The organism is Rhizobium sp. KNZ2-6A, from assembly GCF_056755475.1.
On the sequence record NZ_JBNDIC010000003.1, the window covers coordinates 237,053 to 264,032 of the forward strand.

Annotated in this window: 27 protein-coding genes; 11 read left to right on the plus strand and 16 right to left on the minus strand. The window is 58.9% G+C overall.

Features of this window, described 5'->3' with window-relative positions:
- Positions 1 to 8 precede the first annotated feature (8 nt).
- Genes ACPYOP_RS03810 through ACPYOP_RS03820 form a run of 3 tightly spaced genes read right to left on the minus strand, consistent with a single transcriptional unit; the run spans position 9 to position 2,904 of the window.
- Positions 9 to 347 (minus strand): DUF3088 domain-containing protein, encoded by a 339-nt coding sequence (locus ACPYOP_RS03810; RefSeq protein WP_481409058.1) that lies wholly within the window; start codon positions 345 to 347, stop codon positions 9 to 11.
- Between the two features lie 11 nt (positions 348 to 358).
- Positions 359 to 1,714 carry an LLM class flavin-dependent oxidoreductase gene (locus ACPYOP_RS03815; protein ID WP_481409059.1) on the minus strand — a complete coding sequence of 452 codons (1,356 nt, stop codon included), beginning with the start codon at positions 1,712 to 1,714 and terminating at the stop codon, positions 359 to 361.
- Between the two features lie 11 nt (positions 1,715 to 1,725).
- On the minus strand, positions 1,726 to 2,904 hold the full coding sequence (locus ACPYOP_RS03820; RefSeq protein WP_481409060.1) for an acyl-CoA dehydrogenase family protein: 1,179 nt from the start codon (positions 2,902 to 2,904) through the stop codon (positions 1,726 to 1,728).
- Positions 2,905 to 3,340: 436 nt separating this feature from the next.
- Between ACPYOP_RS03820 and ACPYOP_RS03825 the strand changes: the two genes are divergently transcribed.
- The 4 genes from ACPYOP_RS03825 to ACPYOP_RS03840 are packed head-to-tail and all read left to right on the plus strand — an operon-like array spanning position 3,341 to position 6,889.
- Positions 3,341 to 4,171, plus strand: a complete 831-nt coding sequence (locus tag ACPYOP_RS03825; protein WP_481409061.1) for an ABC transporter ATP-binding protein — start codon at positions 3,341 to 3,343, stop codon at positions 4,169 to 4,171.
- Positions 4,172 to 4,186: 15 nt separating this feature from the next.
- Positions 4,187 to 5,263, plus strand: coding sequence for an ABC transporter substrate-binding protein (locus ACPYOP_RS03830; protein WP_481409062.1), 1,077 nt, complete (start codon positions 4,187 to 4,189; stop codon positions 5,261 to 5,263).
- 28 nt (positions 5,264 to 5,291) lie between these two features.
- Positions 5,292 to 6,110: an ABC transporter permease gene (locus tag ACPYOP_RS03835; RefSeq protein ID WP_481409063.1), complete on the plus strand. Its 819-nt coding sequence runs from the start codon at positions 5,292 to 5,294 to the stop codon at positions 6,108 to 6,110.
- A gap of 2 nt (positions 6,111 to 6,112) precedes the next feature.
- The gene (locus ACPYOP_RS03840) at positions 6,113 to 6,889 is read left to right on the plus strand and encodes an ABC transporter permease (protein ID WP_481409064.1); all 777 of its coding nucleotides are present in this window, start codon (positions 6,113 to 6,115) and stop codon (positions 6,887 to 6,889) included.
- 65 nt (positions 6,890 to 6,954) lie between these two features.
- Here the strand turns inward: ACPYOP_RS03840 and ACPYOP_RS03845 are convergent, their stop codons facing one another.
- From ACPYOP_RS03845 to ACPYOP_RS03860, 4 genes are all read right to left on the minus strand, one after another.
- Positions 6,955 to 7,755, minus strand: a complete 801-nt coding sequence (locus tag ACPYOP_RS03845; protein WP_481409065.1) for a bestrophin-like domain — start codon at positions 7,753 to 7,755, stop codon at positions 6,955 to 6,957.
- A 250-nt stretch (positions 7,756 to 8,005) separates the two neighbouring features.
- Positions 8,006 to 9,460, minus strand: coding sequence for a hypothetical protein (locus ACPYOP_RS03850; RefSeq protein WP_481409066.1), 1,455 nt, complete (start codon positions 9,458 to 9,460; stop codon positions 8,006 to 8,008).
- A gap of 8 nt (positions 9,461 to 9,468) precedes the next feature.
- Positions 9,469 to 11,226 carry a hypothetical protein gene (locus tag ACPYOP_RS03855; protein WP_481409067.1) on the minus strand — a complete coding sequence of 586 codons (1,758 nt, stop codon included), beginning with the start codon at positions 11,224 to 11,226 and terminating at the stop codon, positions 9,469 to 9,471.
- A gap of 214 nt (positions 11,227 to 11,440) precedes the next feature.
- Entirely contained in the window at positions 11,441 to 11,896 is a 456-nt protein-coding gene (locus ACPYOP_RS03860; RefSeq protein WP_481409068.1) for a hypothetical protein, read from the minus strand.
- Between the two features lie 253 nt (positions 11,897 to 12,149).
- Here ACPYOP_RS03860 and ACPYOP_RS03865 point away from each other — a divergent pair, with 253 nt between their 5' ends.
- Entirely contained in the window at positions 12,150 to 12,452 is a 303-nt protein-coding gene (locus ACPYOP_RS03865; RefSeq protein ID WP_481409069.1) for a hypothetical protein, read from the plus strand.
- A 219-nt stretch (positions 12,453 to 12,671) separates the two neighbouring features.
- Positions 12,672 to 13,865, plus strand: a complete 1,194-nt coding sequence (locus tag ACPYOP_RS03870) for a helix-turn-helix transcriptional regulator (protein ID WP_481409070.1) — start codon at positions 12,672 to 12,674, stop codon at positions 13,863 to 13,865.
- A 252-nt stretch (positions 13,866 to 14,117) separates the two neighbouring features.
- On the opposite strand, the gene ACPYOP_RS03875 is transcribed toward ACPYOP_RS03870, so the two are convergent.
- The 7 genes from ACPYOP_RS03875 to ACPYOP_RS03905 form a co-directional block, all read right to left on the minus strand.
- Entirely contained in the window at positions 14,118 to 14,753 is a 636-nt protein-coding gene (locus ACPYOP_RS03875) for a GntR family transcriptional regulator (protein ID WP_481409091.1), read from the minus strand.
- A 91-nt stretch (positions 14,754 to 14,844) separates the two neighbouring features.
- Positions 14,845 to 15,831: a beta-ketoacyl-ACP synthase III gene (locus tag ACPYOP_RS03880; protein WP_481409071.1), complete on the minus strand. Its 987-nt coding sequence runs from the start codon at positions 15,829 to 15,831 to the stop codon at positions 14,845 to 14,847.
- Positions 15,828 to 17,099, minus strand: coding sequence for an adenosylmethionine--8-amino-7-oxononanoate transaminase (locus tag ACPYOP_RS03885; protein WP_481409072.1), 1,272 nt, complete (start codon positions 17,097 to 17,099; stop codon positions 15,828 to 15,830). The genes ACPYOP_RS03880 and ACPYOP_RS03885 overlap by 4 nt, the downstream gene beginning before the upstream one ends.
- Entirely contained in the window at positions 17,096 to 17,734 is a 639-nt protein-coding gene (gene bioD, locus ACPYOP_RS03890; RefSeq protein WP_481409073.1) for a dethiobiotin synthase, read from the minus strand. Before bioD ends, ACPYOP_RS03885 begins: the two co-directional genes overlap by 4 nt.
- Positions 17,731 to 18,873, minus strand: a complete 1,143-nt coding sequence (locus ACPYOP_RS03895) for an 8-amino-7-oxononanoate synthase (RefSeq protein ID WP_481409074.1) — start codon at positions 18,871 to 18,873, stop codon at positions 17,731 to 17,733. Before ACPYOP_RS03895 ends, bioD begins: the two co-directional genes overlap by 4 nt.
- Positions 18,870 to 19,862, minus strand: coding sequence for a biotin synthase BioB (bioB, locus tag ACPYOP_RS03900; RefSeq protein WP_481409092.1), 993 nt, complete (start codon positions 19,860 to 19,862; stop codon positions 18,870 to 18,872). Before bioB ends, ACPYOP_RS03895 begins: the two co-directional genes overlap by 4 nt.
- Positions 19,863 to 20,341: 479 nt before the next feature.
- Complete coding sequence (locus ACPYOP_RS03905; RefSeq protein WP_481409075.1) at positions 20,342 to 20,545, minus strand: hypothetical protein; 204 nt, start codon at positions 20,543 to 20,545, stop codon at positions 20,342 to 20,344.
- A 288-nt stretch (positions 20,546 to 20,833) separates the two neighbouring features.
- Here ACPYOP_RS03905 and ACPYOP_RS03910 point away from each other — a divergent pair, with 288 nt between their 5' ends.
- Both ACPYOP_RS03910 and ACPYOP_RS03915 read left to right on the plus strand, forming a co-directional pair.
- On the plus strand, positions 20,834 to 21,166 hold the full coding sequence (locus tag ACPYOP_RS03910) for a type II toxin-antitoxin system PrlF family antitoxin (protein WP_481409076.1): 333 nt from the start codon (positions 20,834 to 20,836) through the stop codon (positions 21,164 to 21,166).
- A gap of 1 nt (position 21,167) precedes the next feature.
- A complete protein-coding gene (locus ACPYOP_RS03915) occupies positions 21,168 to 21,659 on the plus strand; it encodes a type II toxin-antitoxin system YhaV family toxin (RefSeq protein ID WP_481409077.1) in 492 nt (163 codons plus the stop codon).
- Positions 21,660 to 21,770: 111 nt separating this feature from the next.
- On the opposite strand, the gene ACPYOP_RS03920 is transcribed toward ACPYOP_RS03915, so the two are convergent.
- Together ACPYOP_RS03920 and ACPYOP_RS03925 are read right to left on the minus strand one after the other, a co-directional pair.
- Positions 21,771 to 22,067 carry a transposase family protein gene (locus tag ACPYOP_RS03920; RefSeq protein WP_481409078.1) on the minus strand — a complete coding sequence of 99 codons (297 nt, stop codon included), beginning with the start codon at positions 22,065 to 22,067 and terminating at the stop codon, positions 21,771 to 21,773.
- Complete coding sequence (locus tag ACPYOP_RS03925; RefSeq protein ID WP_481409079.1) at positions 22,064 to 23,578, minus strand: hypothetical protein; 1,515 nt, start codon at positions 23,576 to 23,578, stop codon at positions 22,064 to 22,066. The genes ACPYOP_RS03920 and ACPYOP_RS03925 overlap by 4 nt, the downstream gene beginning before the upstream one ends.
- Positions 23,579 to 24,199: 621 nt before the next feature.
- Between ACPYOP_RS03925 and ACPYOP_RS03930 the strand changes: the two genes are divergently transcribed.
- Genes ACPYOP_RS03930 through ACPYOP_RS03940 form a run of 3 tightly spaced genes read left to right on the plus strand, consistent with a single transcriptional unit; the run spans position 24,200 to position 26,723 of the window.
- Positions 24,200 to 24,703: a PepSY domain-containing protein gene (locus ACPYOP_RS03930; protein WP_481409080.1), complete on the plus strand. Its 504-nt coding sequence runs from the start codon at positions 24,200 to 24,202 to the stop codon at positions 24,701 to 24,703.
- A gap of 2 nt (positions 24,704 to 24,705) precedes the next feature.
- Positions 24,706 to 25,371 carry a response regulator transcription factor gene (locus ACPYOP_RS03935; RefSeq protein WP_481409081.1) on the plus strand — a complete coding sequence of 222 codons (666 nt, stop codon included), beginning with the start codon at positions 24,706 to 24,708 and terminating at the stop codon, positions 25,369 to 25,371.
- Positions 25,372 to 25,424: 53 nt separating this feature from the next.
- Positions 25,425 to 26,723, plus strand: coding sequence for a sensor histidine kinase (locus tag ACPYOP_RS03940; RefSeq protein ID WP_481409082.1), 1,299 nt, complete (start codon positions 25,425 to 25,427; stop codon positions 26,721 to 26,723).
- Positions 26,724 to 26,980 lie beyond the last annotated feature (257 nt).

The window sequence follows — 26,980 nt, forward strand, 5'->3', positions numbered from 1 at the left end:
GGCGCTCCCTAATGCACGCGCGGAAAGCCGTGCCGTTCGGCAAGCAGCTCGAGGATGCGATCGGTCGAATTGATGAAGCGCGTGCCGTTCCACTCGCCGGCGTCGGCTGGCGGGTTCTCCGCAAGGATCAGAAGCGGCAGGGACTGGTTTTGCTCGCCGGCAACGTCGATCACCTTTTGGCGTGGTCGCAGGAAGGCGACCCTTTCGACGTCGATCGACGATGCGAGATCGGGGAAGGAGGCAAGCAATCCTTCGACGGCATTGCAATAAGGGCAAACGAAGCTGACACCCGGATGTTTCGGATCGGCAAAGCCGGGTGAAATGAGGAATAGTTTGTCACGCGCCATTTGATTTTCTCCTATTCTGCCGCGACCGCATTTTCTGCCGAAAAACGGTTGGCTGGGCGTTTGAGCCCAAGATTTTCCCGCAAGGTCGTGCCCTCATATTCGCTGCGGAACAGCCCGCGGCGGCGCAGCTCCGGCACGACGAGCGTGATGAAATCGGCAAGGCCGCCGGGCATGATCGGCGCCATGATGTTGAAGCCGTCGGCGCCGTAATTCTCGAAGCGCTCTTCCATGACATCGGCGATCTGCGTCGGCGTTCCCACAACCTGCCAATGCCCGCGTGCGCCAGCGATGCGCAGGTAGAGCTGGCGGATCGTCAGGTTTTCGCGGCGGGCGAGATCGAGCACCAGTTCCTGGCGGCTCTTGCCGGCATTGGTTGCCGGCGGTTCGGGCGGGACGGGACCATCGAGCGGATAGGAACTCAAATCGACGCCGGTCAGTTGCGACAGAAGATTGAGGCCGACCTCCGGCTGGATGAGCTCCTGCAGAGCCTGGAATTTGTCTTCCGCTTCCGCCTCGCTGCGTCCGACAACCGGAAAGATACCCGGCAGGATCTTCAGGTCATCCGGCGAGCGGCCATATTTGCCGAGCCGGCCTTTCACGTCGGCGTAGAAGGCCTTGGCTTCATCAAGCGTGATCTGCGCGGCAAAGATCGCTTCGGCGGTGCGCGCGGCCAGTTCCTTGCCGGGCTCCGAGGCTCCGGCCTGCACGACGACCGGACGACCCTGCGGCGATCGCGGAATGTTCAACGGGCCGCGCACCTTGAAGTGCCTTCCTTTGTGGTCGAGCCGATGCAGCTTCTCCGGATCGAAATAGCGGCCGCTCTCGCGATCGCGGATGAAAGCATCGTCCTCCCAACTGTCCCAGAGGCCGAGCACGACATCGGCAAATTCCTCAGCCCTGTCGTAGCGGTCCGCATGCAGGACCTGCGCGTCATGGCCGAAGTTGAAGGCCGCGTCCGGATCGGAGGAGGTCACGAGATTCCAGCCGGCGCGGCCGCCGCTCAATCGGTCGAGCGAGCCGAACTGGCGCGCAAGGTTGAAGGGATCGGAAAAGCTCGTCGAAGCCGTTGCGATCAGGCCGATATTCCGGGTGACGCTGGCCAGCGCCGACAGAAGCGTGATCGGCTCGAACGGATAGATGCCGCTATGCGCCTTACGGCTCGCCGCATTCAAGTCCTTCAGCCGTGCCGCAACGCCATCCGCAAAGAAGATGGTGTCGAACTTGGCGGCCTCGGCGAGTTTGGCGAGCTCCAGATAGTTCTCGAACCCTGTCCCGGCGGATGCCTCTGGATGCCGCCAGGCTGCAACGTGATGACCGGTGAAAAGCAGAAAGGCGCCGAGCTTGATCTGGTCCTTGCGTCTGGCCATGAGATGTCCTTTCAGCGGTACATTGCCGGAATGGGAAGTTCGCCGGTCAGCAGGAAGGTGCCGAGCGTGCGCTTCTTGTACTCGGCGGGATTATGCAGCGTATGGGTGCGCACGTTGCGCCAGAAGCGATCGAAGCCATTGGCTGTCGTTGCCGAGCGTGCGCCCATGACCTCGAAGATCTCGCTGGAGACGGCAAGCCCCACTTCGCCGGCATAGACATTGGCCGTGGCGATATCGATGGCGGCGGCCCCGCGATCTTCATGCGTCAGGCCCGGTCCCTGGTTGAAGGCTTTGTCGAGGCTCAGCGCCGCCTTGTCGGCAAGCTCGGTGGCTGCCAGCGTGCGGATATAAAGATCGCCATATTGCCGCTTGATCCAGGGATCGTCGGTGTGCTTGTCGACGCCGGAATAGATCCAGGGCCGCGACGTTGTCGTCGTGTAAGCCTTGCCCTCTTCCAGCGCGCCTTGCGCGCTACCGACGAAGACATTGAGCAGCACGCTTTGCTGCAGCAGCGACGTCAGCGATGTGTAAGGGGTCAGCGGAACTGCTGGAGAGCTGATAACCTCGTCGTCGGCGATCTCGAGATCGTGGAAACTGACCGTGCCGCTGCCGGTCTGGCGCTGGCCGATACCGTCCCAGTCATCCTCGATGACGATGCCGTTTCGATTGGCGGGAACCGCCGCCGTCAACCGTTCGCCATCGGCGTTTTCGAAGGAGATCTGGATATAGTCAGCAACATGCGAGCCGGAGGAAAACGGCCGCTTGCCGTTGACCAGCCAGCCATGGTCGATCCGCCGTCCCGAAGAGGTTTTCGACATGGCGTTGCCGGAATTGCCCCAAACGAAATTGCCGGCGGCGGAGGCCCCGAGCAGGCGTTCCCTCTGCACGTCGGAGCCGCGGAAGAGAATGAGGTTCAGAGGCAGGTGATGGTAGCCGAAGAGGTGCGCGAGCGACCCGTCGGTGCGGGCAAATTCCCGCACGACACGCAGGATGGAGAGCCAGGAGGCCCCTTGACCGCCGTATCGCGTGGGGATCTGCGCGGAGGGCAAGCCGCTTTGCTTCAGTAAGCGGATCTGTTCGGTGGGCCTGCCGCCCACCTTGTCACGCTCTACCGCATCCCGATGGAACGCCTGCCTGAGTTCGATCGCCTTGGCGACCAGAGGATCGGATGTGTCTGATGTGAAAGACATGCCTGCTCCACGCCTATGGATCTGAGCGGTGATTGCCGCTCTCAGGCACGGAGGGTTCGGCGACTGTCGCTCCAAGTCCAGCAATATCTATTTGGTCTCTCGGGAAGAAATTCTTTTCCTGGCAAGGCCGTAAGCAGCCAGCATCCGCAATTTCCAGCCGTCACGGCGGGGCGCTGCGAAACGATCTCCGCCGGTTCGGCACCCTGTGCGCCGAACAAATCCGAACTGGCGGCGGTAAATAGAATATAATTTCTATAGATTATTATCTTTAATGTTTAGCCTTCTTCCAACAGCGACGATGGAGAAGGTGATGACGGGCAGACGACGGCAATTGAAGCTTTACCCGGTCGGCTATCACGTGATGCTCCGCAAAAATCTCGGATTGAAGGTGCCGCAGCATCCGGCACGGTACGCGGCCGCCGCGGAGTAGAAAGCCATGGGCAATTCCCTGCACGTGCAGATCGGCCATGTCACCCGCCAGTTCAAGGTGAATGGCGAGACATTGACCGCTCTCGACGATGTCAGTCTCGACATTGCCAAGGGCGAATTCGTCACTATCGTCGGGGCGAGCGGCTGCGGGAAGTCGACCTTGCTGCGCCTCGGTGCCGGCCTCGATCTTCCGACATCCGGCTTCGTCGGCCATGCCGGACGGCCGGTCAAGGAGCCCAGCCTCGAGCGTGGCATCGTCTTTCAAGAGCCGCGGCTTTTTCCCTGGCTGACGGTTGCCCGCAATATCGCGCTTGGCCTGGAAAATTCCGGCCTGCCCAAGACGGAGAAAAAGAGGCTCGTCGAATCGCACCTCGAACTTGTCGGGCTTTCCGGTTTTGCCGATGCCTATCCACATCAGCTTTCCGGTGGGATGGCCCAGCGCGCCGGTATCGCTCGCGGCCTGGTCAATCGTCCGAACGCCCTGTTCCTCGATGAGCCCTTCGGTGCGCTCGACGCCATCACCAAGGCAAGGCTGCAGGACGAGCTTCAAACGATCTGGGCCAAGGAGCGCATCACCATGGTTCTGGTGACGCATGATGTCGAGGAGGCCGTCTATCTCGGAGACCGCGTCGTCGTCATGTCGCCGCGGCCGGGCCGCATTCGCGACATCATCCCGGTCGGCTTGCCGCGCCCACGCGCCCGCACCTCTCCCCTGCTGGTCGATATCCGCAATCGAGTTCTTGAAAGCCTCAACGACACCACCGCGACATCTCTCCCGGTTTTCAGCCCGGAGAGCCCGGCCGCCGAAACCCGGCCCGCCGTCGTCGCCGCAGAATAAATAACGGAGCAACAGATGAAATTGTCCAATCTATCGCGCTTGGTTGCCGGGGCGGCGATCGCCTTCACCCTGCTTTCGGCCTCCGCGAGGGCTCAAGACCCGCTCGTCATTCACGTCGGCTATGCGGCGATCGGCGTCGACAATAGACCCTATGCCGAGGGAACGTCGGCAGCGACGGCGCGGGCAGGCGAATTTCTGGAAAAGGAATTTGCCGGCGATCCGAACGTCAAGATCGAATGGACCTTCTTCAAAGGTGCCGGCCCGGCCGTGAACGAGGGCTTTGCCAATGACCAGCTCGATTTTGCCTATCAGGGCGATCTTCCCGCGCTGATCGGGCGCGCAACGGGCCTGAAGACGAAGTTCCTGTTGGCAAGCGGTGCGCGCAAGCCGCTCTATCTCGCCGCCGCCAAGGGTTCGGGCATCAAAACGATCGAGGATCTGAAGGGCCGCAAGATCGCGTTGCAGCGGGGAACCAACGGGCACCTTTCCGCCATCAAGGTGCTGCAGGCACATGGGCTGACGGAGCGGGACGTCCAGGTCGTCAATCTCGACAGCGCCGGCACGGTCGCGGCGCTGACCAGCAAGGATATCGATGCCGCCTTCGGCGACACGCAGCTCATCAATCTGGCCGCCAAGGACAGCGCCGATGTTATCTACACGACCAAGGGCGACGATCCGCGCTTCGGCCGCAACGCCGGAATCATCGGTCGCGAGGCCTTCATCGAGGCTCATCCCGAGATCACGCAGCGCGTCGTCGATGCCTTCGTCAAGGCGGCGCAATGGTCGTCGGAGGAGCAGAACCGCGCGGCGCTCTTCGAACTCTGGCACAAGTCCGGCACGCCCGTTCCGATCCTGGAGGAGTATTTCCGCAATGATACGCTGGCCTATCGCAACTCGCCGCTGATCGATGATCTGCTGACCTCCCAGTACAAGGAGCAGGCGGTCAAGAGCAAGGAATACGGCCTGATCCGTCGTGACGTCGATCTCAATGGCTGGTTCGAGCCGAAATATCTCAACAATGCACTGGAAAGGCTCGGCCTGACGAAGTTCTGGCAGCCCTACGGAGCCGACGGAAAGCCGGCTGCTTCCTGATGACGGCCGTGGGCGAGCGGAGGCTGATGTGAGCGCCGTTATAGAAACTGTCGGTCGAGCCAGCTTGCCAATACCGTCTGTAAGGTTTCGGCATTTCGTCGTTCTCGCGACGGGCTTGATCTTTCCGCTCGGTCTGTTCGGTCTCTGGTGGATAGCTTCCGCCAGAGGCTGGCTGCCGCAGCAGATCCTGCCGCCGCCGGCCTATGTCTACCAGACCGGCCGTGACATGATCCTGAGCGGCGAGCTTCTCTATCACACCGGCGTCAGCCTCGGGCGCGTCATCATCGGTTTTGTCATCGGCGCCGGACTCGGCCTGTTGCTCGGTATTGCGATGGGCCTTTCCGAGCGGGTCGAGGATTATATCAAGCCGCTCTTTCTCGCCTTCGCGCAGATCCCGACGCTTGGATGGATTCCGCTTCTGATGCTGCTTGTCGGTATCGAGGAAACCCTAAAGATCATCATCATCGCCAAGGGTGCCCTGGTGCCGATGACGATGAATACCCTCACCGGAATCCGCGGTGTCTCACCAAAATATATCGAGGTCGGCAAGGCGCTGCGCTTCAGCCGCTGGCAGACCCTGCGCTTGATCGTGCTGCCCGGCGCCGTTCCTTCCATCTTCACCGGCATCCGCTATGGCCTCACCCATTCCTGGACGTCGCTTGTCGGTGTCGAGTTGCTCGCCTCTTCCGAGGGGCTTGGCTATCTGCTGGTCTGGGGAAGGCAGATGTTCTGGCTCGATACCGTCATCGTCGCGATGATCGCCATCGGGCTTGTCGGCTTCGTCATGGACAAGGGGCTGGATCGCACCGAATTGCTGATCCAGCGCTGGAAGCGGCAGGAGCTTTGACCATGGCACGGACAAGCCGTTTCGTTCGCTTTCGGCGTGGCATCACGCTGCCGATCCTGCTCCTTGTCGCCTGGGAGATCTCAAGCCGGGCCGGTCTGGTGGATGCGCGCTTTCTTCCGCCGCTGGAGGATGTGGTCGCCACGGCCAAGCGCGAGCTGATCGATAATGATCTTATCGGCGAACTGGGTTTCAGCCTGATGCGCAATATCGCCGGTTTCCTCATCGGATGCGTGCTCGGCATCGGTTTCGCCAGCCTGCTTGCTTTGTCGCGCATCGCCGACCGGCTGGTCATGCCGACCTTCAACGGGCTGAAGCAGATTTCGCTTCTTGCCTGGATACCGCTGATCTCGGTCTGGTTCGGCTTTGGCGAACAGGCGAAGATCGTCTTCGTCGCTCTCGCCGCTTTCATTCCCATCGTTCTCAACACCTATGACGGCATGCGGCAGGCTCCCGCCGAGCTGCTGGAAGTAGCAAGGGCACTGAAGTTCAATGCGCGCCAGAGGGCGTTGCGGATCTATATCCCTTCGGCGATGCCGTCGATTGCGACGGGCGTGCATCTCGGCCTGATCTATGCCTGGCTTGCGACGGTCGGCGCGGAGTATTTTCTGGCGGTCGGCCCGGGCGTCGGCGGCCTGGTCATCGCCGGCCGCGAGCGTTTCGACATGGCGCTTGTCATGGTCGGTGTTCTCGTGCTGGGCCTTGTCGGCTTCACTCTCAATCGACTTGCCTATGCGCTGGAGGCCTATCTGCTGCGCTGGCAACCCAGGCAGACCGCGTAAGCGGTAAGGATTTCCTCGGGCGACCCTCGTCGGTGGCCATCATGACAGCAGCTGCCGATCGAACACTATTGCGCCAGCATATCGGCCAGCGCATGCCGCATGGACGTGCTCGGAATACCGAAAAGGCCGCCATAGGGAAGATCAAGATCCAGGATGACAAACATGACGCTCGCCACCGAAACGATGGCGACGGCGACAATGGAGCCCGCCAGCGGATTTCTGGGGGCCTGAAGACCGAAACTCAAGAATACCAGCATAAGCCAAAAGATCAGGACATCGAGAAACGGCGCCGAAAGCGAGCCGTGCGCATCTTCTATGACGGTCCATCGTGCGAGCATAAGGTTGCCGAAGAGCTGATTGCAACGGGCGACAAGGACCTGATGCAAGGGATCGATCGGCTGCTGGTGGGCGATGCCGAGCCCTATATTGTTCAGAAGTGTTCCCAGGGTAGGTGCTTCGCCGATCAAAGGCAATTTTGATACGTCTGGATACGTCATTCCCGGCGGAAGCGGCTCTCTCGGCCATGTGCTGGCGATGACGGCGGCGGTATAGCTGCGCAGGAGTTGTCTCTCACTATCCAATGCGGCGCCGTAGTTTTTGAGGCAGACGTCCATTTCCGCCAGACCGGCGGCGTAGCGGTTGCGATCGTGCGAGGCTGTTGTGAATGCGGTCAGTTCCGATGCCAAAAGCAGACTCATGACAAGTGCCGCAAAAGTCACGAGCAAGGCCGTCACGACGCGAAGAAAGTCTATCGTCTCGGTCCCGCGGTGCGGGGCGGGCAATCTGGTGCGCAATATCGAACCGACCGCGGCGCTCAATATCAGAAGAACGAACAAAACCAGCGTCCAGACGGCTTCTCGCGGCATCGAAAAATGCTCCAGCTGCATCTGGCCATTGACTATGGCATGTATAACGATGGAGCGGGAGAGAAAAACTCCGCCGGCCTTCAGTATGAAGCCGTATTTTACTCGCGATATTCATAGTGATGTCGCGTTGACGCTCGGTATCCAAGCCGGCGCCAACGGGGTCTCAGGGCTGCTCCCACCAAGAGCGAGGATGTGGTTAAACCCGCGCAATTTCTCACGAGGCGCGTTGGCGCAGCATATCCGGGCATTGCTAGCCGACAGGGGTCATGATCAAAGCCGGATCGTTGGCTGGCGGTAGGGGCGGTAGTGTAAAGCAAAGTTCGCCGATTACCTGAACCCCAACACCGAGTACGCTGATTTGCTCAGCGTTCTGCATGCTCGCCGTTGTGGCCCGGGGTGCTTGCATCAGGAAAGGTCCCAGGAACGATACCGCGTTGTCCATCGCAGCCCACGCTTCCGTCGACCAGGAGCCGCTGAACTCGACATTGCGGACAAGTAGTAAGCCTTGCGGCAGGCAATGTGCATAAGCTTCGTCGGTCGATGGTTTGACCATGTCGCCGCGTTTCATGCCTGGCACGTACCAGTCGTCTTCCGCGATCAGATCGGAACGCCACCACCGCGTACCGGCGAGACGGCGGGTGATGGTTAGGAGGCAATATTCGAAATGCACGTGAAGTTCGCTGTCCGACGTTGTCACTTCGGTGACCGCAGGAGCTTGTGCCAAATCATGAAGTTGCAGCGTCGAGAGCCTGTTGAGCATCATTTTGTCGACTGTCTTGACCGGCGCCACTTCGCCAGTATGGCCTGCCACGACAAACGGCGGCTCCTCCGGATTGAGTGAATGGTCGCGGTTGAAGACGAGCCGGCGTGTGGCCTGGCGAATGGTCGAGGTTCTCAGCACGGAGGTATCGGAAACGCGCAGCGCATCGGCTACAGACAGGCCTGATAGTCGGGTAGTGACCGGCCGCGTAGGCGGTGTTGCTGGTGATGACGCCATCGTCATAAACTCGATTGGCTGAACGGTGAACTCCGACGGAGCCGGCAGCGTGCGCAACTTCCTGACGACTTCGCTGCGCGGTTCCCTCGCCAATTCAGCGACAAATGCTTTGCGCTTCCTTGCGATCTCGTTGGCGGGGGTCAGAGTTGACAGAACGTCGTCCGTCAACTGTCGCATCTTCCACAATTGCGGATTTGGATTTACCGGAGTGGAAGATGTGGTTGTCGTCGAGGTGCTGGCCGAAATCCTTTGGTCGAAGACGTGCCAGGCCGTACTGTCGGGCTCGGCGAAGTCGGTCGGCTCACAACTGAGAGGCAAGGCATCGGGATTGTCACCGAGATCCCTGCGTGCTTCGGCTATAAGGGCGGCGACGCGGGCGTAGGCCGGCGAATCCGCGGGCACGCTCGGCTGCGCCCAGGGCACCATTGCCAGATAGGCCGACTTGGCAGACAGACTGCCGATCGAGGCTGCCGAGATGGATGAAGCGTCGGAGCGTTTCAGCCAAAGCGGATAGTCGTATTGGTCTTCGATCCATTCCGACAGCCGCAGGGGGTTCGTCACACCGTTCTGGACGATGTCGTCGGCCAGCGCTTGCCCCGGATGAAGGGCAAGCGCCACCGACGGATCGTTGCTCGGATTGTAGGTTGCGATCAGAGTGTCGATCACTTTTTGGCCGAGGATCGCGAGCTGGTCCGTATTGTCGCCCATGACGCGCCTCAGACCTCAGGAGCTGCATGGGCGTCGGTCGGCACGGCAGGCGCGCCACCGGCGCCGGCTGTCGTTCCGCCCGCGGCAAGCGCCGGATCGTCCTTGCGTGGTGCTGCGGGCTGGATCTGGCCGATCCATCCGACGATCTGCGAGCCGAGCAGTTCGAGCGTTCCACCATTCCCGCTGCTGGTGAAGGAGAAACCTTGCGTTGCGTCGTGCTGGTTGGTGAAGGCGCCACTGCTTTCGGAACTCGAATGTTGCACCGAGCCACCGAGTCCGAACCAGCCCACCTTGCCCCCAAATGACGTAGAACTGCTCTCTGTATGTCCACTGGCGCTATCGGTGGCACTCTGGAAGGCGCTTCCCATGCTGCCCCAGGAGTCGGCGGTGATCCTGACGTTGCGGATGACCAGAAAAGCCTTCGGTATCATCGGCAAGAGTTTCGGCACGTCACCGATCTGGCCCTCGATCGTGCCATCGCTGATGGCATTCTTCTTCTGCCCGGCGAGATACCATCCTTCCATGTGGAACAGGTCACCAAGGAGCCACGGCCTCTCGATGCTGGCCACGAACCATTCGAAATGGATCTCCGCAGACGAGCTCTGATCCCGATGCGAGGTCCAGGACGATTGGTCGGCGTTCCAGCCGTCATCATGGCTGGAGGAACTGTGTGAGGCGTTGGCCGATGCCCCGAAGCCGAAGACACTGTATCCGGCACTCCCGGACGTTGACGACGATTCATTCTCATAGAAACTGTGGGCAAAACTGTGCTGCCCGCCGCCGCCAGCCGCTTGATATCGCTTCGACGTGGCGTTGATTTTCATGATACCGAAATCGTCGTTTGTATGATCGTACCACGAGACCGGATCGATGTATGACCATGGTGTCCTGACAGCGATGGCGCCTCCAAGACCAATGCTATACTCGTCATACATCTTGCGAGCCTTGGCGATGAGCGCTGCGGCTGCGCTGCCACCGATCGACTGAAGCGTTGCGATGGCGTCGTCGATCTGCTGCCCACCCATGTCCCTGAAATCGTTATAAGCTTGATCGACAGCATTCTGATATCTGGTGCTGGTTATTGGCCAGGACTGACCTTGGATTGGATCGGACATAGCCAGGGAATAGGCGAGTGCGTACTCGCTACGTGCATCGGCAAGAACCTTCTGATTGTGCCGATATGCGGTATGGCGCTGGGTGTAGCCGGTGAAATTGCCGTCTGCATCCATCAGATAGAGCGTCTTCTCAGCATCGGCGATGCGCTTTTTGACGTCGGCAGAGGGCTCAGGGATGGGTTCGGCTTGCATTCCCGACAAAGCCGCGAAATATTCGATGCTGACTGTTCGCTCAGGCCATGAGACGGCGACGCCCTTGTTCGTCACCATCAGCATGTTGTCCACCCGCTGCGCCGTGTTGAAGGCGCTGTTGATGGCCAATTGCAGTTTCGGATCCGGCGCGGGTATCGCGGCAAGCTGGCCGGCAGGGGTCGCAGGTGTCCCCTGCGGTAGCGCCGCTGGTGCTGGCGCCGCGAAGGCGCCGGTATTGGATACCGCGCCATAGGCACTGCCGCCGGCCGGAGTCCACGGATTGGCGTACATTTTCGGATCGACCGGCTGACCGATCGGAAGATGCATATAAACAGCCGTATTTGACGGTGATCCGTCAGGATTGACGAGCTGTGCGGCAACAGCCGTGTGGAGCTGCTCGAGTGCGTCGAGTAACGCCTGCGTTATCCCGCCGGTAATCTGAAGATCGCTTCCAGGCATTTGTGCCTCCCTAATTGGTAACGCATGTTGCTGCTGATGCGGCTGGCCCGATGAGTTTAGGCAAAGCCGATTGACGGCATCGGCGGAATGCCGAAGCCTAGCATCGGCCGTCGCGGCCGAATTCGATGTTGAGCGTTGTTCAGTGGTATTCGCGCGGCGTGTCACCGCCGGCACCGTCATTTATTTCGGGCGACCAGGCGCACCCACCCGGCATTCAGGCGTCGACGAGATAGTCGCTGTAGCAGGAGTAGATGCTGCGGCTGTCGCTTCGGCTTTCCAGGATCAGATTCCACAAGGCGACGTGAACCTCCCCTGGTGCTCCCTGATGAACGACCCCGTTCAAGAAGCGGATATGCCGGCGGATGTTGTCGTCGAATGTCAGTGCGGCCTGCTTGAAGTCTTCGTCGCTGACGTCCTCGCCAAAGCTGCTGCCCTCCAGTTCGCTTCGCACATGGCCCTGGATCATCTCAAGGAACTGGTCGAAGCTTACACCTTCTGGAAGGCCGCCGGCGGTCTGCTGCACGTTATAGAAGTCTCGGCTGATATAGGCATCCGAGTTGTTCTCATCGAGGATATGGTTCAGAATCTGCCATGTTCTGTCGCCCGGATCATCGCCGCTTCCTTCGAAGAGATAGAGGCCTCGATTTGCATTGTCCTGCCATGTAGCCATAATTTCCTCCCCAATCTGGATTTGGATCACGGTGTAGAATAGTAGAGAAACAGCTTATGCGGACGATTGATAGCTTTCGTTTAACCATGACTTGATCGATATTTAGACTGCTGCTCCACGAAGTTGATCAATAGTCGACAAATTACCGATCGTCGCTTTCTGTATGGCAATGACGTCAATCTCGAAGGATTCCAAGTCTTCGATTGATATGCCGAGTGCTGGAGAAGCCAAAACTCTACCTATTGGAATCTATATGGAAATCCTGCCGCAGACCTGCTCGATAGCGGATGCTACGTCTCAGATGATGCAAGAAATGGAATCCTCATCATCGTCTTACCTTGCGTGTGGGACCGATGTCGAAATAAGCGGGTATGTTCGACATCGCTATGTCTTCCGGCGTCAATCCGGTCCCTTTATTAACAGTCAACAGTGGATCGTGAACGCATCATTAATGCACATCTCCCACCAATTCGGCCCGCATATGCCGGTGGTGATGACTCGCATTTCAATCTTTCCACTGCTGCCGGGGATGCTCGCAAACAGCGATAACAAGTGAACCATCTCACAACTTAACCGCTGGCGCATCGGACGTTCGTTCTATATCTTGTCTTTTCGGTAAGCTCGGGGGAGCGGCTGATACGACGAATTGGTTTTATTCTCGCAGCAATGCGACCCGGCAACGGGATGTCGTTAGCTTCAGATTGCGAGAATATGCAGAGGCCAAGGCGTGCAAGCGTAGGCCTGTTTGATATCACGAGGCATGGGGTGACGTGGTATGCATAGCGCCAATAGCATGATCCAGAATGGTCTTGGTATCTCACCCCAAATAGTTTCGGGGTTGATCGGATCGATTTACGATTGCGCTCTTGATCCGTCGCTCTGGGAACGGACGCTGGCAGAGTTCATGGAGGTGATGTCTGGTGAATCCGTTATCCTCTCTCTCAATGATCTCCGCAACGACCGCCTCGTGATCGACAAGAGCGTTGGCTGGGGCCAGTTCGGGCTTGAAGAGCGGCGGAAACACATTCCGGAAATTCATGCGCGGCTGAATGAATGGTTCGCGAAAGGACCCTCTCTCGATGATCCATTTATCGCATCAAGGCAGCTCTCGGCTGAATATTTGGAGCGCGCTCCCTACGTTCAACACTGTTTGAAGCCTCTCGGCATAGTTGACATCATGCATCTTTTTCTGATGTACACGCCCGCACATTTCTCTGAGATCGTCGTCGCACGCCATCAGCAACATGGGATTATCACTGATCGGGAGATTGAGCTCGGATTGCTGATGCTCCCGCACCTACGCCGCGCGGTCACCATCAGCAACATACTGGATGCTCAGGCCGTCGAGCGGGCGCGTATGGCCGAAGCTCTTGATACGCTCCCGTGCGCTGTCGTGCTAGCTGATGGCGATAGCAAAATCCTACATGCGAACCGCTCCGCTGAATGCATGCTGCGGAACGGCGACGCTCTGCGAGACAGCGGTGGCGCGCTCAGCGCCAAAGCGCCGCAAGCAACTCAGGAACTGCGCAACGCGATCCGCATTGCGGCAAGGGATGAAGCAACGCTTGGTAAGCTCGGCCTTTCCATACGTCTCAACCTATCGCAAACGCCGCCATTGTTCGCACATGTTTTGCCTCTGAACGGGAGTGAGATGCGTACGCGACTTGAGCCCGAGGCCATGGCCGCCGTTTTCATTGGATCGTCGATGGCGGCGCCTTTCGACGTGACACCCCCGGAGGCAAAAGAATACCTGAGCCGCCGGTTCGGATTGACGAAAGCGGAGGCCGACGTTGCAATGGAGATTCTCAAAGGAGACGGACGTGCCGCCGCAGGCGTCCGGCTCGGCATTACAGCCGCAACAGTCAGAGCGCATCTCAGTCACATCTTCGAGAAGACTGGCGTACGCAGGCAGGGCGAGCTCATCCGGCTGTTGATGGAGTGCGGACGAGAACCCGAGAAAGTATTGTAACATTAACTGACGATCCTCACCGAACGGCAGGCCGGCGGACACCGTATGGTCATCGATGGCTGATCGCAAGTTAGTAAATTATTGTTATCGCGCGCGATCAAAACAGCACTATCGGTGGTCCGACGCCCTTCAAGAGCAATTCATTTGAACTTGTTACAGACACTTTGTAGATCTGCAAACACCGGCAGCTGATCGAGTATCTCCGCAGCCTATTCGCTCGAGATTAAAGGAGCTTGCTTTACGAAAATCCTTTTAGCTTGCCCGTGACGAGGGTTTCTGGCCCACCCATTGCACATGGCGCGATAGAACGGCTGTAGCGACTTCCAGGTTTCCTCCACGCAACGCAGCAAGGATCGCGCGGTGATCGCGATCGGTGGGTGCCTCCCATTCGGTTCGCCAGCCGGAAAACAGGAAGCGCGCGCTGACGGCGTGCAGGTCGTCGATTGTCTTCAGCAAGCGGGGCATGTTGCAGGGAGATAGAATGAAGCGGTGGAATGCCCGGTTCGCCTCCTCCCAGGCCTGCACGTCAACCGCGCGCTCGCCGGCGTGGGTGGCCTCTTCGGCCTGGTCCAGAATGGCCGTGGTCATATGAGGTGCGGCGTTGCGGAGCGCCAACACCTCGAGAGCGGCGCGCATTTCAGCGACTTCACGAACTTCTTCGAGGCTGAAGCCGGCCACACGCACGCCCTTGCGCGGCTGGCTGATCACCAGTCCTTGGGATTCAAGGCGACGGAAGGCCTCGCGCACCGGCACATGGCTGGTGCCAAACTCCTCGGCAATGTGGTCCTGCCTAAGCTTGGCGCCCGCGTCGATCTCCCCTGAAATAATACGATCCGCGAGCGTCCGGCTTATCCGCACAGCGATGGGATCATCTTTTGCAACGCTCATTGAATTATCATCGGTTTGAGAATGGGTGCGCATCGACTCAACGCCTTTAGTTTAACTGCCTCCGCATTGATTCTCCATATCCTTTACCAGCTTAGATTGTCAGGACGACAGCCCCGCCGGCCAACCCTGCGCCGGCCGCGGCCATGAGAAGGTGCTCTCCGGATTTGAACGGTTTGCGGCGGTTTTCGACGGAAAGAGACAGCGGAATGGTCGCGGCCGAAGAATTGCCGAATTCCGCGATCGTGCTGACGAGTTTGCTTTCCTCCAATTCAAGATTGTGGCGAACCGCGTCGCAAAGACGGAGGTTCGCCTGATGCGGAACGAAGCGGTCGATGGCGGAGATCGCTATAAGAGCCTCGTCCATCGCCTGACGCGAGGTGCGTGTCATCAGATCGACAGCGCGCGAGAAAACCTCGCGCCCATCGCGCATCGCCATCAGTACTTGGTCTGCCGCGGTTTCGGGAGAGAAAGGTCTATTGCTGCCGCCGGACGGGATGGTAATCAGATCGTAGCCACCTCCATCCGAAGCCAGAACGGCCGCCTTGAGGCCGCTTTGACCGTTGCCGCACGGTGCCAGCACGACCGCGCCTGCGCCGTCTGCAAAGAGAACGGCGCTGGCGCGTTCGGCAGGGTTGATGCGGCGGCTGAGAATATTGGCGGCAACGACGAGCACCGCTCGCCCATGCGCACGCACGAAACCGTCCGCCAGCGTCAGTGCATAGAGGAAGCCCGAGCAAGCCCCGGCAAGATCGATGGCCCCGGAATTTCGCAATCCGAGCTTGTGCGCCAGAAGGGGTGCCGAGGGCGGCAGGAGATGATCCGGCGTCGAGGTGGCAAGCAAGGTCATGGCGATCTCGCCCGGCCCGATCCCGGCATCCTCAAGGGCCATTTTCCCGGCCTCGGCCGCAAGGCCGCTCAACGTATCCCCCTCGGTGGCCCAATGGCGGGATCGGATGCCGGTGCGCCTTTCGATCCAGCCCTCATCGAGGCCGAGCCGGTTTTCGATTTCCGCATTGTAGACGATGCGGGATGGAACGGCATGACCGAAACCGGCGAGGCGGGAGGAGAGAGGTGTCAAGATCCAGTCTCCCTCAGAACGAGCGAGGCGACGTCGTCGATTGCGTCATAGGCGGCCGCGGTGTCCCCGGCGCTCGTGCAATAGGGCGGCATCAGGTAGATGACATTTCCGAGCGGGCGCACCAGCAGCCCGCGTTCGCGAAACAGCTTGCGCATGCGCGGCCCCGCTTCAGCGAGGTAACCGCCGGAGGGCACGGCAAGATCGAGGGCGGCGATCGTCCCACATTGCCTGACGTTTGCAAATCTCGTGTCGCCCTCGAAGCGGCGCAGATGCTGGGCATGCAGCGCCGCAAGCTCGGCAATCCGGCTCTCCACCGGTTCGTCCTGCCAGATTTGCAGATTGGCGACGGCCGCGGCGCAGGCGATTGCATTGGCCGTATAGGAGCTCGAATGGAAAAAGGTCTTGCGCCGGTCGGAAGACAGATGGGCCTCGAAAATCTCTGCCGTGCAAAGGGTTGCCGCCAGGGGCAAGGCGCCCCCGGTCAGACCCTTCGAAGTGCAAAGAATATCCGGAGTTACCCCGGCCTGCTCGCAGGCGAAGCGCGTTCCGGTGCGACCCCAGCCGGTCATCACCTCATCGGCGATGAACAGGCAGCTGTGTCGACCGGCAATTTCCTTGAGGGCGGAAAGCACGGCGCTGCTGTAGAACTTCATGCCGCCCGCGCCGAGCACCAGCGGTTCGACCAGGATAGCGGCGACCTTTCCTGAACAGCAGATGGCTTCGAATACATCGAGTGTCTCCTGCTCCCGACCGGGTTCGGGGAAGGGAAGGCGGTCGACGCCGAAGAGCAGCGGCTCGAAGGGCGCGTTGAACACGCCACGCTCTCCCGCCGACATGGTGCCGATCGTGTCGCCATGATAGCCGTGCTCCATCACCACGATGCGGTCACGCGCGACACCGCGATTGTGGAAGGTGCCGAGCGCCATCTTGATCGCCACCTCGACGGCCGTCGATCCGCTATCCGAATAGAAAACGTGTTTCAGTCCGGAAGGCGCGAAGGCGAGCAGACGCTCCGCGAGGACTTCCGCGGGTTCATGGGTAAATTCGGCGAAGATGACCTGGTCGTAGGCCTCCGTCGCCTTGCGGATTGCCGTCATGATGCCGGGATGGCGGTGGCCATGGGTGATCACCCACCATGACGAGATCGCGTCGAGGATGCTATTGCCGTCCTCGTCGAACAGATATGCGCCTTCGGTCGCAACGATACGCTTCATCGGCGGTTCGAGGGCATGCTGGGTGAATGGGTGCCAGACGGGTGAGGGGGTCACGCGTGTGCCTCCATCAGGAACTCGGTGTCGAAGTTCTCGCGGAAGGCGCGGCGCAGGGTTTCACTCGTCAGGTTTTCCAGCAGGGGCAGCCGGCCCAATACCTTCACTTGCCCGATGGCGGCGACGGTCGCCTGGGTGTCGGCATTCTCCGGCCCGATAAAGGCGATGCCGCAGATGGGAATGTCGCGGCTGCGCAGCGCCTCGATGGACAGCAGCGTGTGATTGATGGTGCCGAGCGATGTTCGGGCGCAGAGGACGACGGGAATGCGCCACCGGGCGAACACATCGGCAAAGACCATGCTTTTCGTAAGAGGAACCATCAGGCCGCCGGCTCCTTCGATAACCAGCGGACCGGCGCACGCCGGAGGTTCAAGCCGGGCTGGGTCGATTTCCACGCCGTCAAGATGTGCCGAAAGATGCGGTGAGACCGGGGCGGAAAGGCGATAGGCTTCCGGCAGAATGTGCTCAGCGGGCAGCCCGCTCAATCGGGCGACGACTTCGTTATCCGTCTCGTCCTCCAGTCCGGATTGCACGGGTTTCCAATATCGGGTGTTGAGCGCGCCTGCCAGCGCCGCGGCAAACACGGTTTTGCCGATGCCTGTATCCGTGCCTGACACCACGAAACGGGCGGTCATCTCCTATGTTCCTCCATGGCGGCGGCTAGGCAATCCAGCATGCGCGCAATCTGTTCTGCATCGACGTTGAGCGTGATCGATAGCCGCAGGCGCGCGGTGCCCTCCGGCACGGTCGGCGGGCGGATCGCACGGATGTCGAAGCCTTGAGCCTGAAGCGTTTCGGCAATTCGGATCGCACGGGCGTTATCGCCGACGACAACCGGCTGGATCTGCGATCCGCTCGGCTCCAGGCCGAACCGGCTCTTCAATCCGTCGCCGAGAAAGGCGACCAGACGTTCCAGGGCCTCGCGGCGCTCAGGCTCGTCATCCACCATGCGCAAGGCCTCGCGCACGCCTGCTGCCATAAGAGGCGAGGGTGCGGTGGAATAGATGAAGGCGCGGGCGCGGTTGACCAGATAATCGGCGAGCACGCGGGGGGCCGCGAGCAACGCTCCCGAAACACCCAGTGCTTTGCCGCAAGTATGCAGAGCAAGGACGTTTTCACGACTTTCGAACCCCGCCGCCAAGCCTCTGCCCCCTGCGCCGAAAACGCCGGTGGCATGGGCTTCGTCAATCACCAGAAAGCCGTCGTGACGGTCGGCAATGTCAGCGAGGGCGGCAAGCGGCGCTCTATCGCCATCCATGGAATAGAGGCTCTCGACCGCAATCCAGGGGCGGCCTCTGCCGCCATTTTGGCGCCAGCTTCGGATCGCCTCATCGAACGCATTCGTGTCGTTGTGGCCGACACTGACGGCCGCCGCCTTGCTGGCGGCAATGCCCTCATGCGCGCTGGCATGGATGAGCGCGTCATGCACGATCAGATCTTCACGCCGTGGCAAGGTCGAGAAAAGCGCGGAATTGGCGGCATAGCCGCTACCGAAATAGAGCACGCGTTCCGCGCCGAAAAATTCGGCGGCTTCCGCCTCCAGCGCCTCGTGTTCGGGATGGTTGCCGCGCAGCAGGCGTGAGCCGCCCGCGCCCGCCGGAACGCCGTTTTCCATCGCCGCTACGAGCGCCGCCTTGAGGCGCGGCGCGCCCGCAAGAGCGAGAAAATCGTTGGAAGTGAAGTCCACGCCACGCTGCGGTGCAAGGCTGCGCAGCCGCGTCCTGCGCCGCAAACCTTCAAGCGTCGCGGCATAATCCGAAAGTATCGCCGTCACACCGCCGGCTCCAGCGGCATGGGAGAAAGGCCGAGGCGGCGGAAGAGCGTTGTATCATGATCCTCGCCGGGATTGTCTGCCGTCAGCAAAGTATCGCCGACGAAGATGGAGTTGGCGCCTGCGAAGAAACAGAGTGCCTGCATCTCGTCGCTCATCTCGGTGCGTCCCGCGGACAAGCGCAGATGCGAGGTCGGCATCAGGATACGCGCCAGCGCGATCGTGCGGACGAAATCGATCGGATCGACAGATGCCGCGTCCGCCAGCTTCGAACCGGGAATGGGGATGAGCTGGTTGATCGGTACGCTTTCCGGCTGCACGGGCAAGTTCGCCAGCGTCAACAGCATCGAGATCCGGTCATCGACCGTCTCGCCCATGCCGAGGATTCCGCCGGCGCACACCTTGATGCCGGCCATGCGCACGGTCTCCAGCGTATCGAGCCGGTCTTCGAAGCTTCGGGTCGTGATGATTTCGGAATAGAAGCGCTCGGACGTGTCGATATTGTGGTTGTAGTAGTCGAGGCCAGCCTGCGCGAACGCGTCAGCCTGTGTCTCGGTCAGCATGCCGAGCGTCATGCAGGTTTCCATGCCGAGCGCCTTCACGCCCTCGACCATGGCGACCAGCGTGTCCATATCGCGGTCTTTCGGACTGCGCCATGCCGCGCCCATGCAATAGCGCGTTGCACCTGCATCCTTGGCCTTGCGCGCCTCTGTGAGAACGCGTTCGACTTCCATCAGCTTCGAGGCTTTCAGGCCGGTCGGATAATGTGCGGACTGGCTGCAGTAGCCACAATCCTCCGCGCATCCGCCTGTCTTGATCGACAGAAGTCGGCTCATCTGCACGGCATTCGGGTCGAAATGCGCGCGGTGGACTGATTGAGCCCGGAAGAGTAGATCGTTGAATGGGAGATTATAGATAGTTTTTGCTTCGAATATTGAAATTGAGGGCTCTTCAGATTCGTTTTCAGCGAGAAATGGGTGGTGCGCATTCAATTTCTTCACGGCGATAAGGCTCCTCGACAAAATTATAGATAAATTTGCATCTTAGTGATAATTTGGCAAGGGCAAATTCCGAACTGGCGAATTGCATGTTTCGGACGAGGAAGGCTCAACGTTTTGTTGCTTGTTTTCGTGGATACGTGCCTCGAACAGATCGAGTTTTCCACGCCCCTACATTTGCCGCTTGATGAGTTTGAGCTTGATGAGCCCCTCGGCCGCAACGACCCGTCGCTTGGGATAATCGGCTTCGGTCATCTGCCTCGTCGGGTCTATCGACAACAGGATCGAGCTTGCTCTGTCGTTCGGATATTGATCACCACAACTTGCCCAGCAGGCGGCTTCGTCTGAAGTGCCTCACGGTGGTCCAGCCCCGGGGGTTCACCGCAAACCCGCTCGGCCCTGCATGGAAATCAACAATGTTGCGCCTTTCTTCCAGGCGCAACGAGATTGGCATGTGAATAAAATTCGTTTTGCTATTTTGTCTTACCCTTGACCGCCGGGTTCTGCTTCTTCAAGAGCGATGGGTCCTTCTGGGGTTCCGTTTTCGAGCTCTGACCGTTCAGCGTCTTGACATTTTCCTTCGTGTTTCCGGGGTTCGAGGTGCTGGAGCCGGCCTGTGCCGAAACCGACGCGAGAGCGAACAGGATTGCGGAAACGGCGAGAGTGAACTTTTTCATGTGCTGTGGTTCCTTGGTTTGTTTCACGGTTCGTTGGGCGCTTGGCCGAAACCAGTCAGCCCGTACTTTCGTCGCATTGCTCCAATGCAGCGACGTCACTTCGATAGCCTCCGGCGGTGCAGGCTCCGTCGAAATAGCGTTGCAAACTCGTTGAGGAACCATGGCATTATCGCGGCGCCGGGATCCCGATGCTCGTGCTCGTGCTCGTCCGAGCGCTGAAGCGGGCACTTCTTGATTTTGTAAGGATTATTCCTTACATTCTGTTCAGCCGATTTTTGGAGGCCCGCCATGGCGTTACTGAAAGAAGAAAGCACCATTACCGCCAAGGGACAGACCACCGTGCCCAAGTCCGTCCGGCAGGCGCTGGGTGTTGACTATGGCGGACGCATTGCCTTTTTCGTCGATGAACAGCGTCGTGTCTATGTCCAGAAGGCGGAGGTTGAAGAAACCGCCGATCCCGTGATCGACAGTTTTCTCGAGTTTCTCGCGCGGGACATGGCCAAGCACCCCGAGAAATCTGTCCTTCCGTTCCCGCAATCCCTGCTTGACCGGGCCGTTGCTCTGACAGCGGGCATGACGGTCGATCTCGATGCCGAGATCGAGGGGGATGTCTCGATCTGACATGTTGACGATCAATGGCTGGACCGTCCTCGCACACCCCCTCTTTCTCGATCAGTGGGAAAAGCTGATCGATGCGGTCGACGCGCTCAAGGCGAAGAAACCGGAGGACTATCGGAAATCCGCCGACGCCAAGCTGCTCGCGGCCTTGGTTCAGCTCGTCACCGTCACGGTCCCATCGGACCCGACAGCGGCGATCTATCGCCAAGGCTCCACCCTTGGCGATGATCGTAAGCATTGGTTTCGCACCAAGTTCAGCAACGGCCGTTTCCGGCTCTTCTTCCGGTATAGTAGCGCCAGCAAGGTCATCATTTTCGCCTGGGTGAATGACGAGAACAGCTTGCGGACCTATGGGTCCAAGACGGACGCTTACGCGGTCTTCAAGGGAATGCTGGACGACGGCAACCCGCCCGACGATTGGGATGCGCTGCGCAAGCAGGCGTCCGACCCCAAAGCCGTTGCACGGCTGGAAAAAGCCTCTCCCTCGAAATCGTGACGGATATTCTCGGCATGGGCGTCGCCTGTGCTGCCGGGCGACCACCCAATGCAAGAGCGAGATGGCGAACTCAGGTATCCAGGCGTGCTGTCTGGCGGTCCATCAATCGGATTATGTCATCTCCGAAACGCCCAGCGAAAATCTTCGGCGGCAATGGTCGGCACTATAGACGAAGCGTCGCACGGTCAGGTGCAATTCGACCCTTCGACCCGCACACGGTAGGTCGGCAATCATCCGAGGATAGCGGCTATGAACACGATGGGGGTTGTACCGCATTCGGGACACCTGCAATCTCGGGACTGACCATATACGACGACAATCACGTCGGGTCTGTGATGCCCTGCCTCCACGTTCAATTCGGCAGGGCTCAGACCCGCAGACTTCTTGTTCTCGAGATCCGAAATTCATCGGGGTTGGCAGTCGTCAGGGTTCTCCGAGCATCTTGTGGAGCCCTTCGCATCGGTTGGCTGCTCTATCTGCTCTTCAGGAATTTCGCTGGATTGTCGAGCCTGATCGGGATCGTTCTCAGTTTTCTCTGGTGAGACATCTCGCTTCTGGGGTTCGTCCCCTGGTCGCCCCGCTACACCATCCAGATCATCGCTATGGATGACTTCATATTCTGTGCTGTTATGCGAATCATCTGCTATATCCCGAAGATCCTCACGCCTCTGAGGTGTTTCCACATCTGATGCCTGATCATTCTGTAGCGTAATTGCTTCATCCGATTGGGATAAACTGTCGTTCAGTTCGACGTTAACCGGCGCGGTCTCTACTATTTTCATAACGGAGCCGTCATGCTCTGGCTGCGCCAACTCTTGCACGGTGAAGACAGCATCATTTGGCATGACAGGAATATCGCTATCAGCTAGGGTTTCCGGATGTAAGGCTTCGTATTCGACGTGCGTCTCATTTGTTATATTGTAAATCGTCTGGTAGGTAATATCCTGGTTGACCTCAATATGATCTATTTCAACCAGTGGACCATCAATAATAATGATCTCATTATACCATAGAGAATTTCTATCTGCGTAGTAGCCATCATAGTATCCATCCCAATAGGAGTGCCAGGTTTCGAATTCTGGGCTAATAGGCTCAAAGTAAACGTAATAGGTTGGGTAATAGGCTCGCGTCGTATAGGTGAATGCATTGAAGGACCCTGATACCATCGTGAGTGTAAGCAGCATGCTTTGATAGGTCCAGTAATCGTCAGGACGGCCATCGTAATAGGCGAGGTCTTTCCTCAGTCGCATGACCTCTCGTCGAAGTGCCGCATTGCTGGCAATCTTGTCCTCCAATGAGGCTACGCGTTTTTCGAGAAGACTCATCCTTTCACGCAGAGCTCGAACTTCAGCCTGGCTCACCGTTCTGGTTTCTTTTGCCGGCTTTGAGAGAATATATCGGGACGAGTAGCTCTTCCATGCTGCGTTTAGGTAGCGCATGCCCTGCGCCGCCTGCTTATTTTGTGACACTGTCAAGGCATATCGCGTTTGCAGTTCACCGATTGACTTTGATAGGCTGCCGGTAGCATCGGCGATCGCTTTGCTGTTTGGAGTCGCCAATGCAGCTTCCAGCCGCTCCGTTGCGTGTGTCGTGAGGGTAACAGCTTCGAGAACACTGGCAGTGCTTTGGTGCCGGACGCCGGAAGCGTCCTTATAGCTCATGGCGATCATACCGAGTGAGAAACGCATGTCAGATAGCAGTCCCTGCGCATTTCGCGTGGCCTTTGGAGCGGCAGCTGCGGGAGACGCGAACGCCACCTGGGCAGCATAAATCATTGCCGCAATCGGTATTGAACCTGCTGCATGAGTATGAGCAGAGATCGCCAGTACCAAACCGCCTGACATCATTTTTTTTAGCGTTGAGTTCATGCGCATATCAAAGAATCCGTACTTTGCTTCCGAGCGTTCGCGCAGGCTCATTCCAGCGTTTGACCGAGGAATAGCCGCAGTGCGCTCCTGGTGAATTTTAGTGAAGAGGAGAGCCGAACGTTCGCAAACGGCTCTCTCACGATAGATATGAAGTATCGAGGCCATGTTTATTTGTGAGGCCGGGATCAGCGCGCTGGCCTGAGAGATGGTAGCCCACGCCTCAGGTGTCAGGAACCTATTGAGCAGGCGAGGGGTGATGATTCATGTCCCGCCTCTTTGCTATGGCATGGCGACGAATGGCAAGCTCGAGGGTGTCTGAACATGCCTGATGGTCCGCATGTGTGCGTCGACTGAATGATCAACATCAACCAAACGATAGTAAGCAAAACACCAATCCAAATGATAGCTGGCATAAAGCGAAATACGGTTTGCATGGCATATTCCTTCGGTTGTGCTCGAGCGTCGAAGAGGTGCATCTTCACGCACGGTCGCTACAAGACGGCTGCAGTCGCACGGATTCTATACCCGCGTCGGTTGTCTTGTTTCGCCTCGATGGGGATTGGTATAGCTCATGGCACCTGAAAATCCCGTGAGGGCGTTGTCAGCGAATTGTCAGCTTCGCCCGTCTAAGCTATTTGCTGGAGCGGCTTTGATGACATGAGGAGAAAGTGCGTGCCTTTTCGGTCCCCGAGAGCCTTCGCGTGGTTCGCGGCAGTTGCTCTTGTGCTGCAGCTACCGGCAGTGGTGCGCGCACAGGAAGCAGCGAGCGGTGCGGTGGACCTCGACTACATCGAAATCGCCGACGCCGGTGAGTCGGAGGGCTCTTCAGACCAGGGGACCGGTGCTGCCGCATCAAATTCGGACGCGAGCGATGACGATGCCGACGATTCCGAAGATGACCAGCCGTCTCCTCCGGATGAATCCGGGCGCAACGGAGCCGACGATAAGTTTGATGGCCCAAATGGCGCTCTGAAAGCCGTCCAAGCCGATCGAGCCCTGCCGCTGGACGGTATTGTGGCAATCGCCCGACACCTGACCAACGGACAGATCATCGACACGCGTCTGCGTCCTGTGAAGGGTGTTCTCCAGTACGAGTTGAAGGTGCTCGAAACCAACAACGAAGTCCGACGCTATTCTTTCAATGCGCGCACGGGCAAACTCATAAGAGTGAGGTAAACATGCGGATACTCGTTGCCGAAGATGACCGCCGCATCGCTGAGTCGCTTGGCACGGCTTTGTCGAGCGCCGGCTTCGTCGCGGAATACGCCAGAGACGGAGAAGATGCCTGGTTCCGCGGAGATACCGAAACATTCGATGCCGTGATCCTTGATCTCGGCCTTCCGACACTGGATGGTCTTACGATCCTCAAGCGGTGGCGCCGCGCCGGACGCAGCATTCCTGTATTGATACTGACCGCGCGTGGACAGTGGGACGAGCGGGTGGAGGGAATTGAGTCCGGTGCCGACGACTACGTGGTGAAGCCTTTCCGTATGGAGGAAGTCATAGCGCGTGTCCGCGCGATCGTGCGTCGAGCAGGTGGCTTGGCATCATCGCAGATTGAAATCGGCGAGCTCGTTCTCGACACGCGAATGAGACAGGTAACGCGTGCGGGCGTTCCGATCGTACTTACACCACAGGAATACCGGCTGCTCGCCTTTATGGCGCATCAGGGCGGCCGCGTTGTCTCGCAGCTTGAGATAGCTGAACATCTTTACACCCAGGACTTCGAAGGCGGTTCGAACGCCGTCGAAGTGCTCATCGGCCGCCTGCGGAAACGACTGGGCGCCGATATCATCGCGACGCGACGCGGTTTTGGGTACATTCTCGGTGGGAATGATCGTTGAGAATTCGGTCCTTACGGGTTCGGCTGATATTGGGGGCTGGCGTCTGGATCGCCGTGGCTCTCGTGCTGGCAGGCGTGACAATCGGCTACTTGTTCACGAAGAATGTGGAACGTAGCGCTTCGGCTGACCTATCGGCAACGATGTCGCGCCTTGTCGCTTTGATCAATCCAAATGCGCGCGATACGGCGCCAGTGCTGACCGGTTCCCTGCCTGATCCACGCTACGATACGCCTATCAGCGGTCTCTATTGGCAGATCACGGATCTGGGCTCACAGCAGATGATCCGCTCGCGCTCACTTTGGGACCATGTCCTCAAGCTCGAGACGCCGAACGAAGCCGGGCAGCTCTCAACCGTTCAGGGTCCCGTAGGGCAGTCATTGCTCGCCTTTTCCCTGACTGTGCGTTTTGCGAAAGCCAAAAGCGAGCGACGTTTCCAGGTCATCGTAGCCCAAGACCGCTCGATCCTTGATGAGGCGATCACCCGCTTTGGCTGGGAATTGGCCGTCGCGCTCCTGATCCTCGGCGGTGCTTTCGTCCTTGCTGCCGTTCTGCAGGTGCAATTCGGACTGTCGCCATTCAGGAAGCTGCGTCAGGATATTGAAGGCATCCGTAAGGGCGCCTCTTCTTCAATCGATGCCACCTATCCACTAGAAGTGGTTCCTGTCGTAAGTGAAGTAAACGCGTTGCTGGCTCTGCAGCAGAAATCAATGGATTTTGCACGGTCGCGTGCATCAGATCTCGCGCACGGGCTGAAAACGCCACTCGCAGTGCTTGGTACGGTTGCTTACGAGCTCGAAGACAGTGGCGACAAGCGCAGTGCTGCCACGATCATTGATCTGACGAACGAAATGCGCGGCCGCATCGATTACCAGCTGCGTCTCGTCCGGCTGCGTCAGCGCATCCGGATGCATGCTCTCAGTGCGTCGTTGAGCGATATTGTTCCGCGCGCGATCGCGGTCCTGAAAAAAACGCGTACCAGCGAGCAACTCGACTGGGTGGTTGACGTTATCGATGATCTGAATGTCGACATTGACGCAAATGATCTGATCGAGCTTGTCGGCGTGATACTGGAGAACGCTGCACAATGGGCAAACTCACTGATCAGCGTGCAGGCCAAGAAGGACGCGACAGTCGTCGAACTGCGGATATCCGACGACGGGCCGGGTATTCAACCCGCCGACCTTCGTACGATCGGCCGACGTGGCGGACGCTTCGACGAGACAAACCCAGGTACCGGCCTTGGCCTGGCGATTGCCTGCGAGATCGTTTCGCTGAACAATGGAACTATTGCTTTCGAACGATCCCAACATGGAGGGCTCGAGGTGACAATCTGCTTGCCCGTCGCTGATTGATGAACTTCCGCTATTTTTGCGCGAAAAGAGATGAGAGAGCGGCTAGTTCCCTAGCCGCGGAGCAACGGTGACCACAAAGCTGGAGACAATCCTCTAGCCCGGCTGTTGGCAGGTGAACTGACAACGCTCGCACCCATGCGGACGAGGCCCTACCTCGTCGGCGTCCGCAAGCGCCACAACCGTAAGCGCACAATTCGCGGCACCTGTTCATTGAAAATCGAATGAAGGAGTCTGTGTCCACAACGGAGACTGTGGAC

Excerpts from the sequence above, each read along its gene's own strand:
- ACPYOP_RS03810 (WP_481409058.1), bottom strand. The coding sequence starts at position 347 with ATGGCGCGTGACAAACTATTCCTCATTTCACCCGGCTTTGCCGATCCG.
- ACPYOP_RS03815 (WP_481409059.1), bottom strand. The coding sequence starts at position 1,714 with ATGGCCAGACGCAAGGACCAGATCAAGCTCGGCGCCTTTCTGCTTTTC.
- ACPYOP_RS03820 (WP_481409060.1), bottom strand. The coding sequence starts at position 2,904 with ATGTCTTTCACATCAGACACATCCGATCCTCTGGTCGCCAAGGCGATC.
- ACPYOP_RS03825 (WP_481409061.1), top strand. The coding sequence starts at position 3,341 with ATGGGCAATTCCCTGCACGTGCAGATCGGCCATGTCACCCGCCAGTTC.
- ACPYOP_RS03830 (WP_481409062.1), top strand. The coding sequence starts at position 4,187 with ATGAAATTGTCCAATCTATCGCGCTTGGTTGCCGGGGCGGCGATCGCC.
- ACPYOP_RS03840 (WP_481409064.1), top strand. The coding sequence starts at position 6,113 with ATGGCACGGACAAGCCGTTTCGTTCGCTTTCGGCGTGGCATCACGCTG.
- ACPYOP_RS03845 (WP_481409065.1), bottom strand. The coding sequence starts at position 7,755 with ATGCCGCGAGAAGCCGTCTGGACGCTGGTTTTGTTCGTTCTTCTGATA.
- ACPYOP_RS03850 (WP_481409066.1), bottom strand. The coding sequence starts at position 9,460 with ATGGGCGACAATACGGACCAGCTCGCGATCCTCGGCCAAAAAGTGATC.
- ACPYOP_RS03855 (WP_481409067.1), bottom strand. The coding sequence starts at position 11,226 with ATGCCTGGAAGCGATCTTCAGATTACCGGCGGGATAACGCAGGCGTTA.
- ACPYOP_RS03860 (WP_481409068.1), bottom strand. The coding sequence starts at position 11,896 with ATGGCTACATGGCAGGACAATGCAAATCGAGGCCTCTATCTCTTCGAA.
- ACPYOP_RS03865 (WP_481409069.1), top strand. The coding sequence starts at position 12,150 with ATGGAAATCCTGCCGCAGACCTGCTCGATAGCGGATGCTACGTCTCAG.
- ACPYOP_RS03870 (WP_481409070.1), top strand. The coding sequence starts at position 12,672 with ATGCATAGCGCCAATAGCATGATCCAGAATGGTCTTGGTATCTCACCC.
- ACPYOP_RS03875 (WP_481409091.1), bottom strand. The coding sequence starts at position 14,753 with ATGAGCGTTGCAAAAGATGATCCCATCGCTGTGCGGATAAGCCGGACG.
- bioD (WP_481409073.1), bottom strand. The coding sequence starts at position 17,734 with ATGACCGCCCGTTTCGTGGTGTCAGGCACGGATACAGGCATCGGCAAA.
- ACPYOP_RS03905 (WP_481409075.1), bottom strand. The coding sequence starts at position 20,545 with ATGAAAAAGTTCACTCTCGCCGTTTCCGCAATCCTGTTCGCTCTCGCG.
- ACPYOP_RS03910 (WP_481409076.1), top strand. The coding sequence starts at position 20,834 with ATGGCGTTACTGAAAGAAGAAAGCACCATTACCGCCAAGGGACAGACC.
- ACPYOP_RS03915 (WP_481409077.1), top strand. The coding sequence starts at position 21,168 with ATGTTGACGATCAATGGCTGGACCGTCCTCGCACACCCCCTCTTTCTC.
- ACPYOP_RS03920 (WP_481409078.1), bottom strand. The coding sequence starts at position 22,067 with ATGAATTTCGGATCTCGAGAACAAGAAGTCTGCGGGTCTGAGCCCTGC.
- ACPYOP_RS03925 (WP_481409079.1), bottom strand. The coding sequence starts at position 23,578 with ATGAGCCTGCGCGAACGCTCGGAAGCAAAGTACGGATTCTTTGATATG.
- ACPYOP_RS03935 (WP_481409081.1), top strand. The coding sequence starts at position 24,706 with ATGCGGATACTCGTTGCCGAAGATGACCGCCGCATCGCTGAGTCGCTT.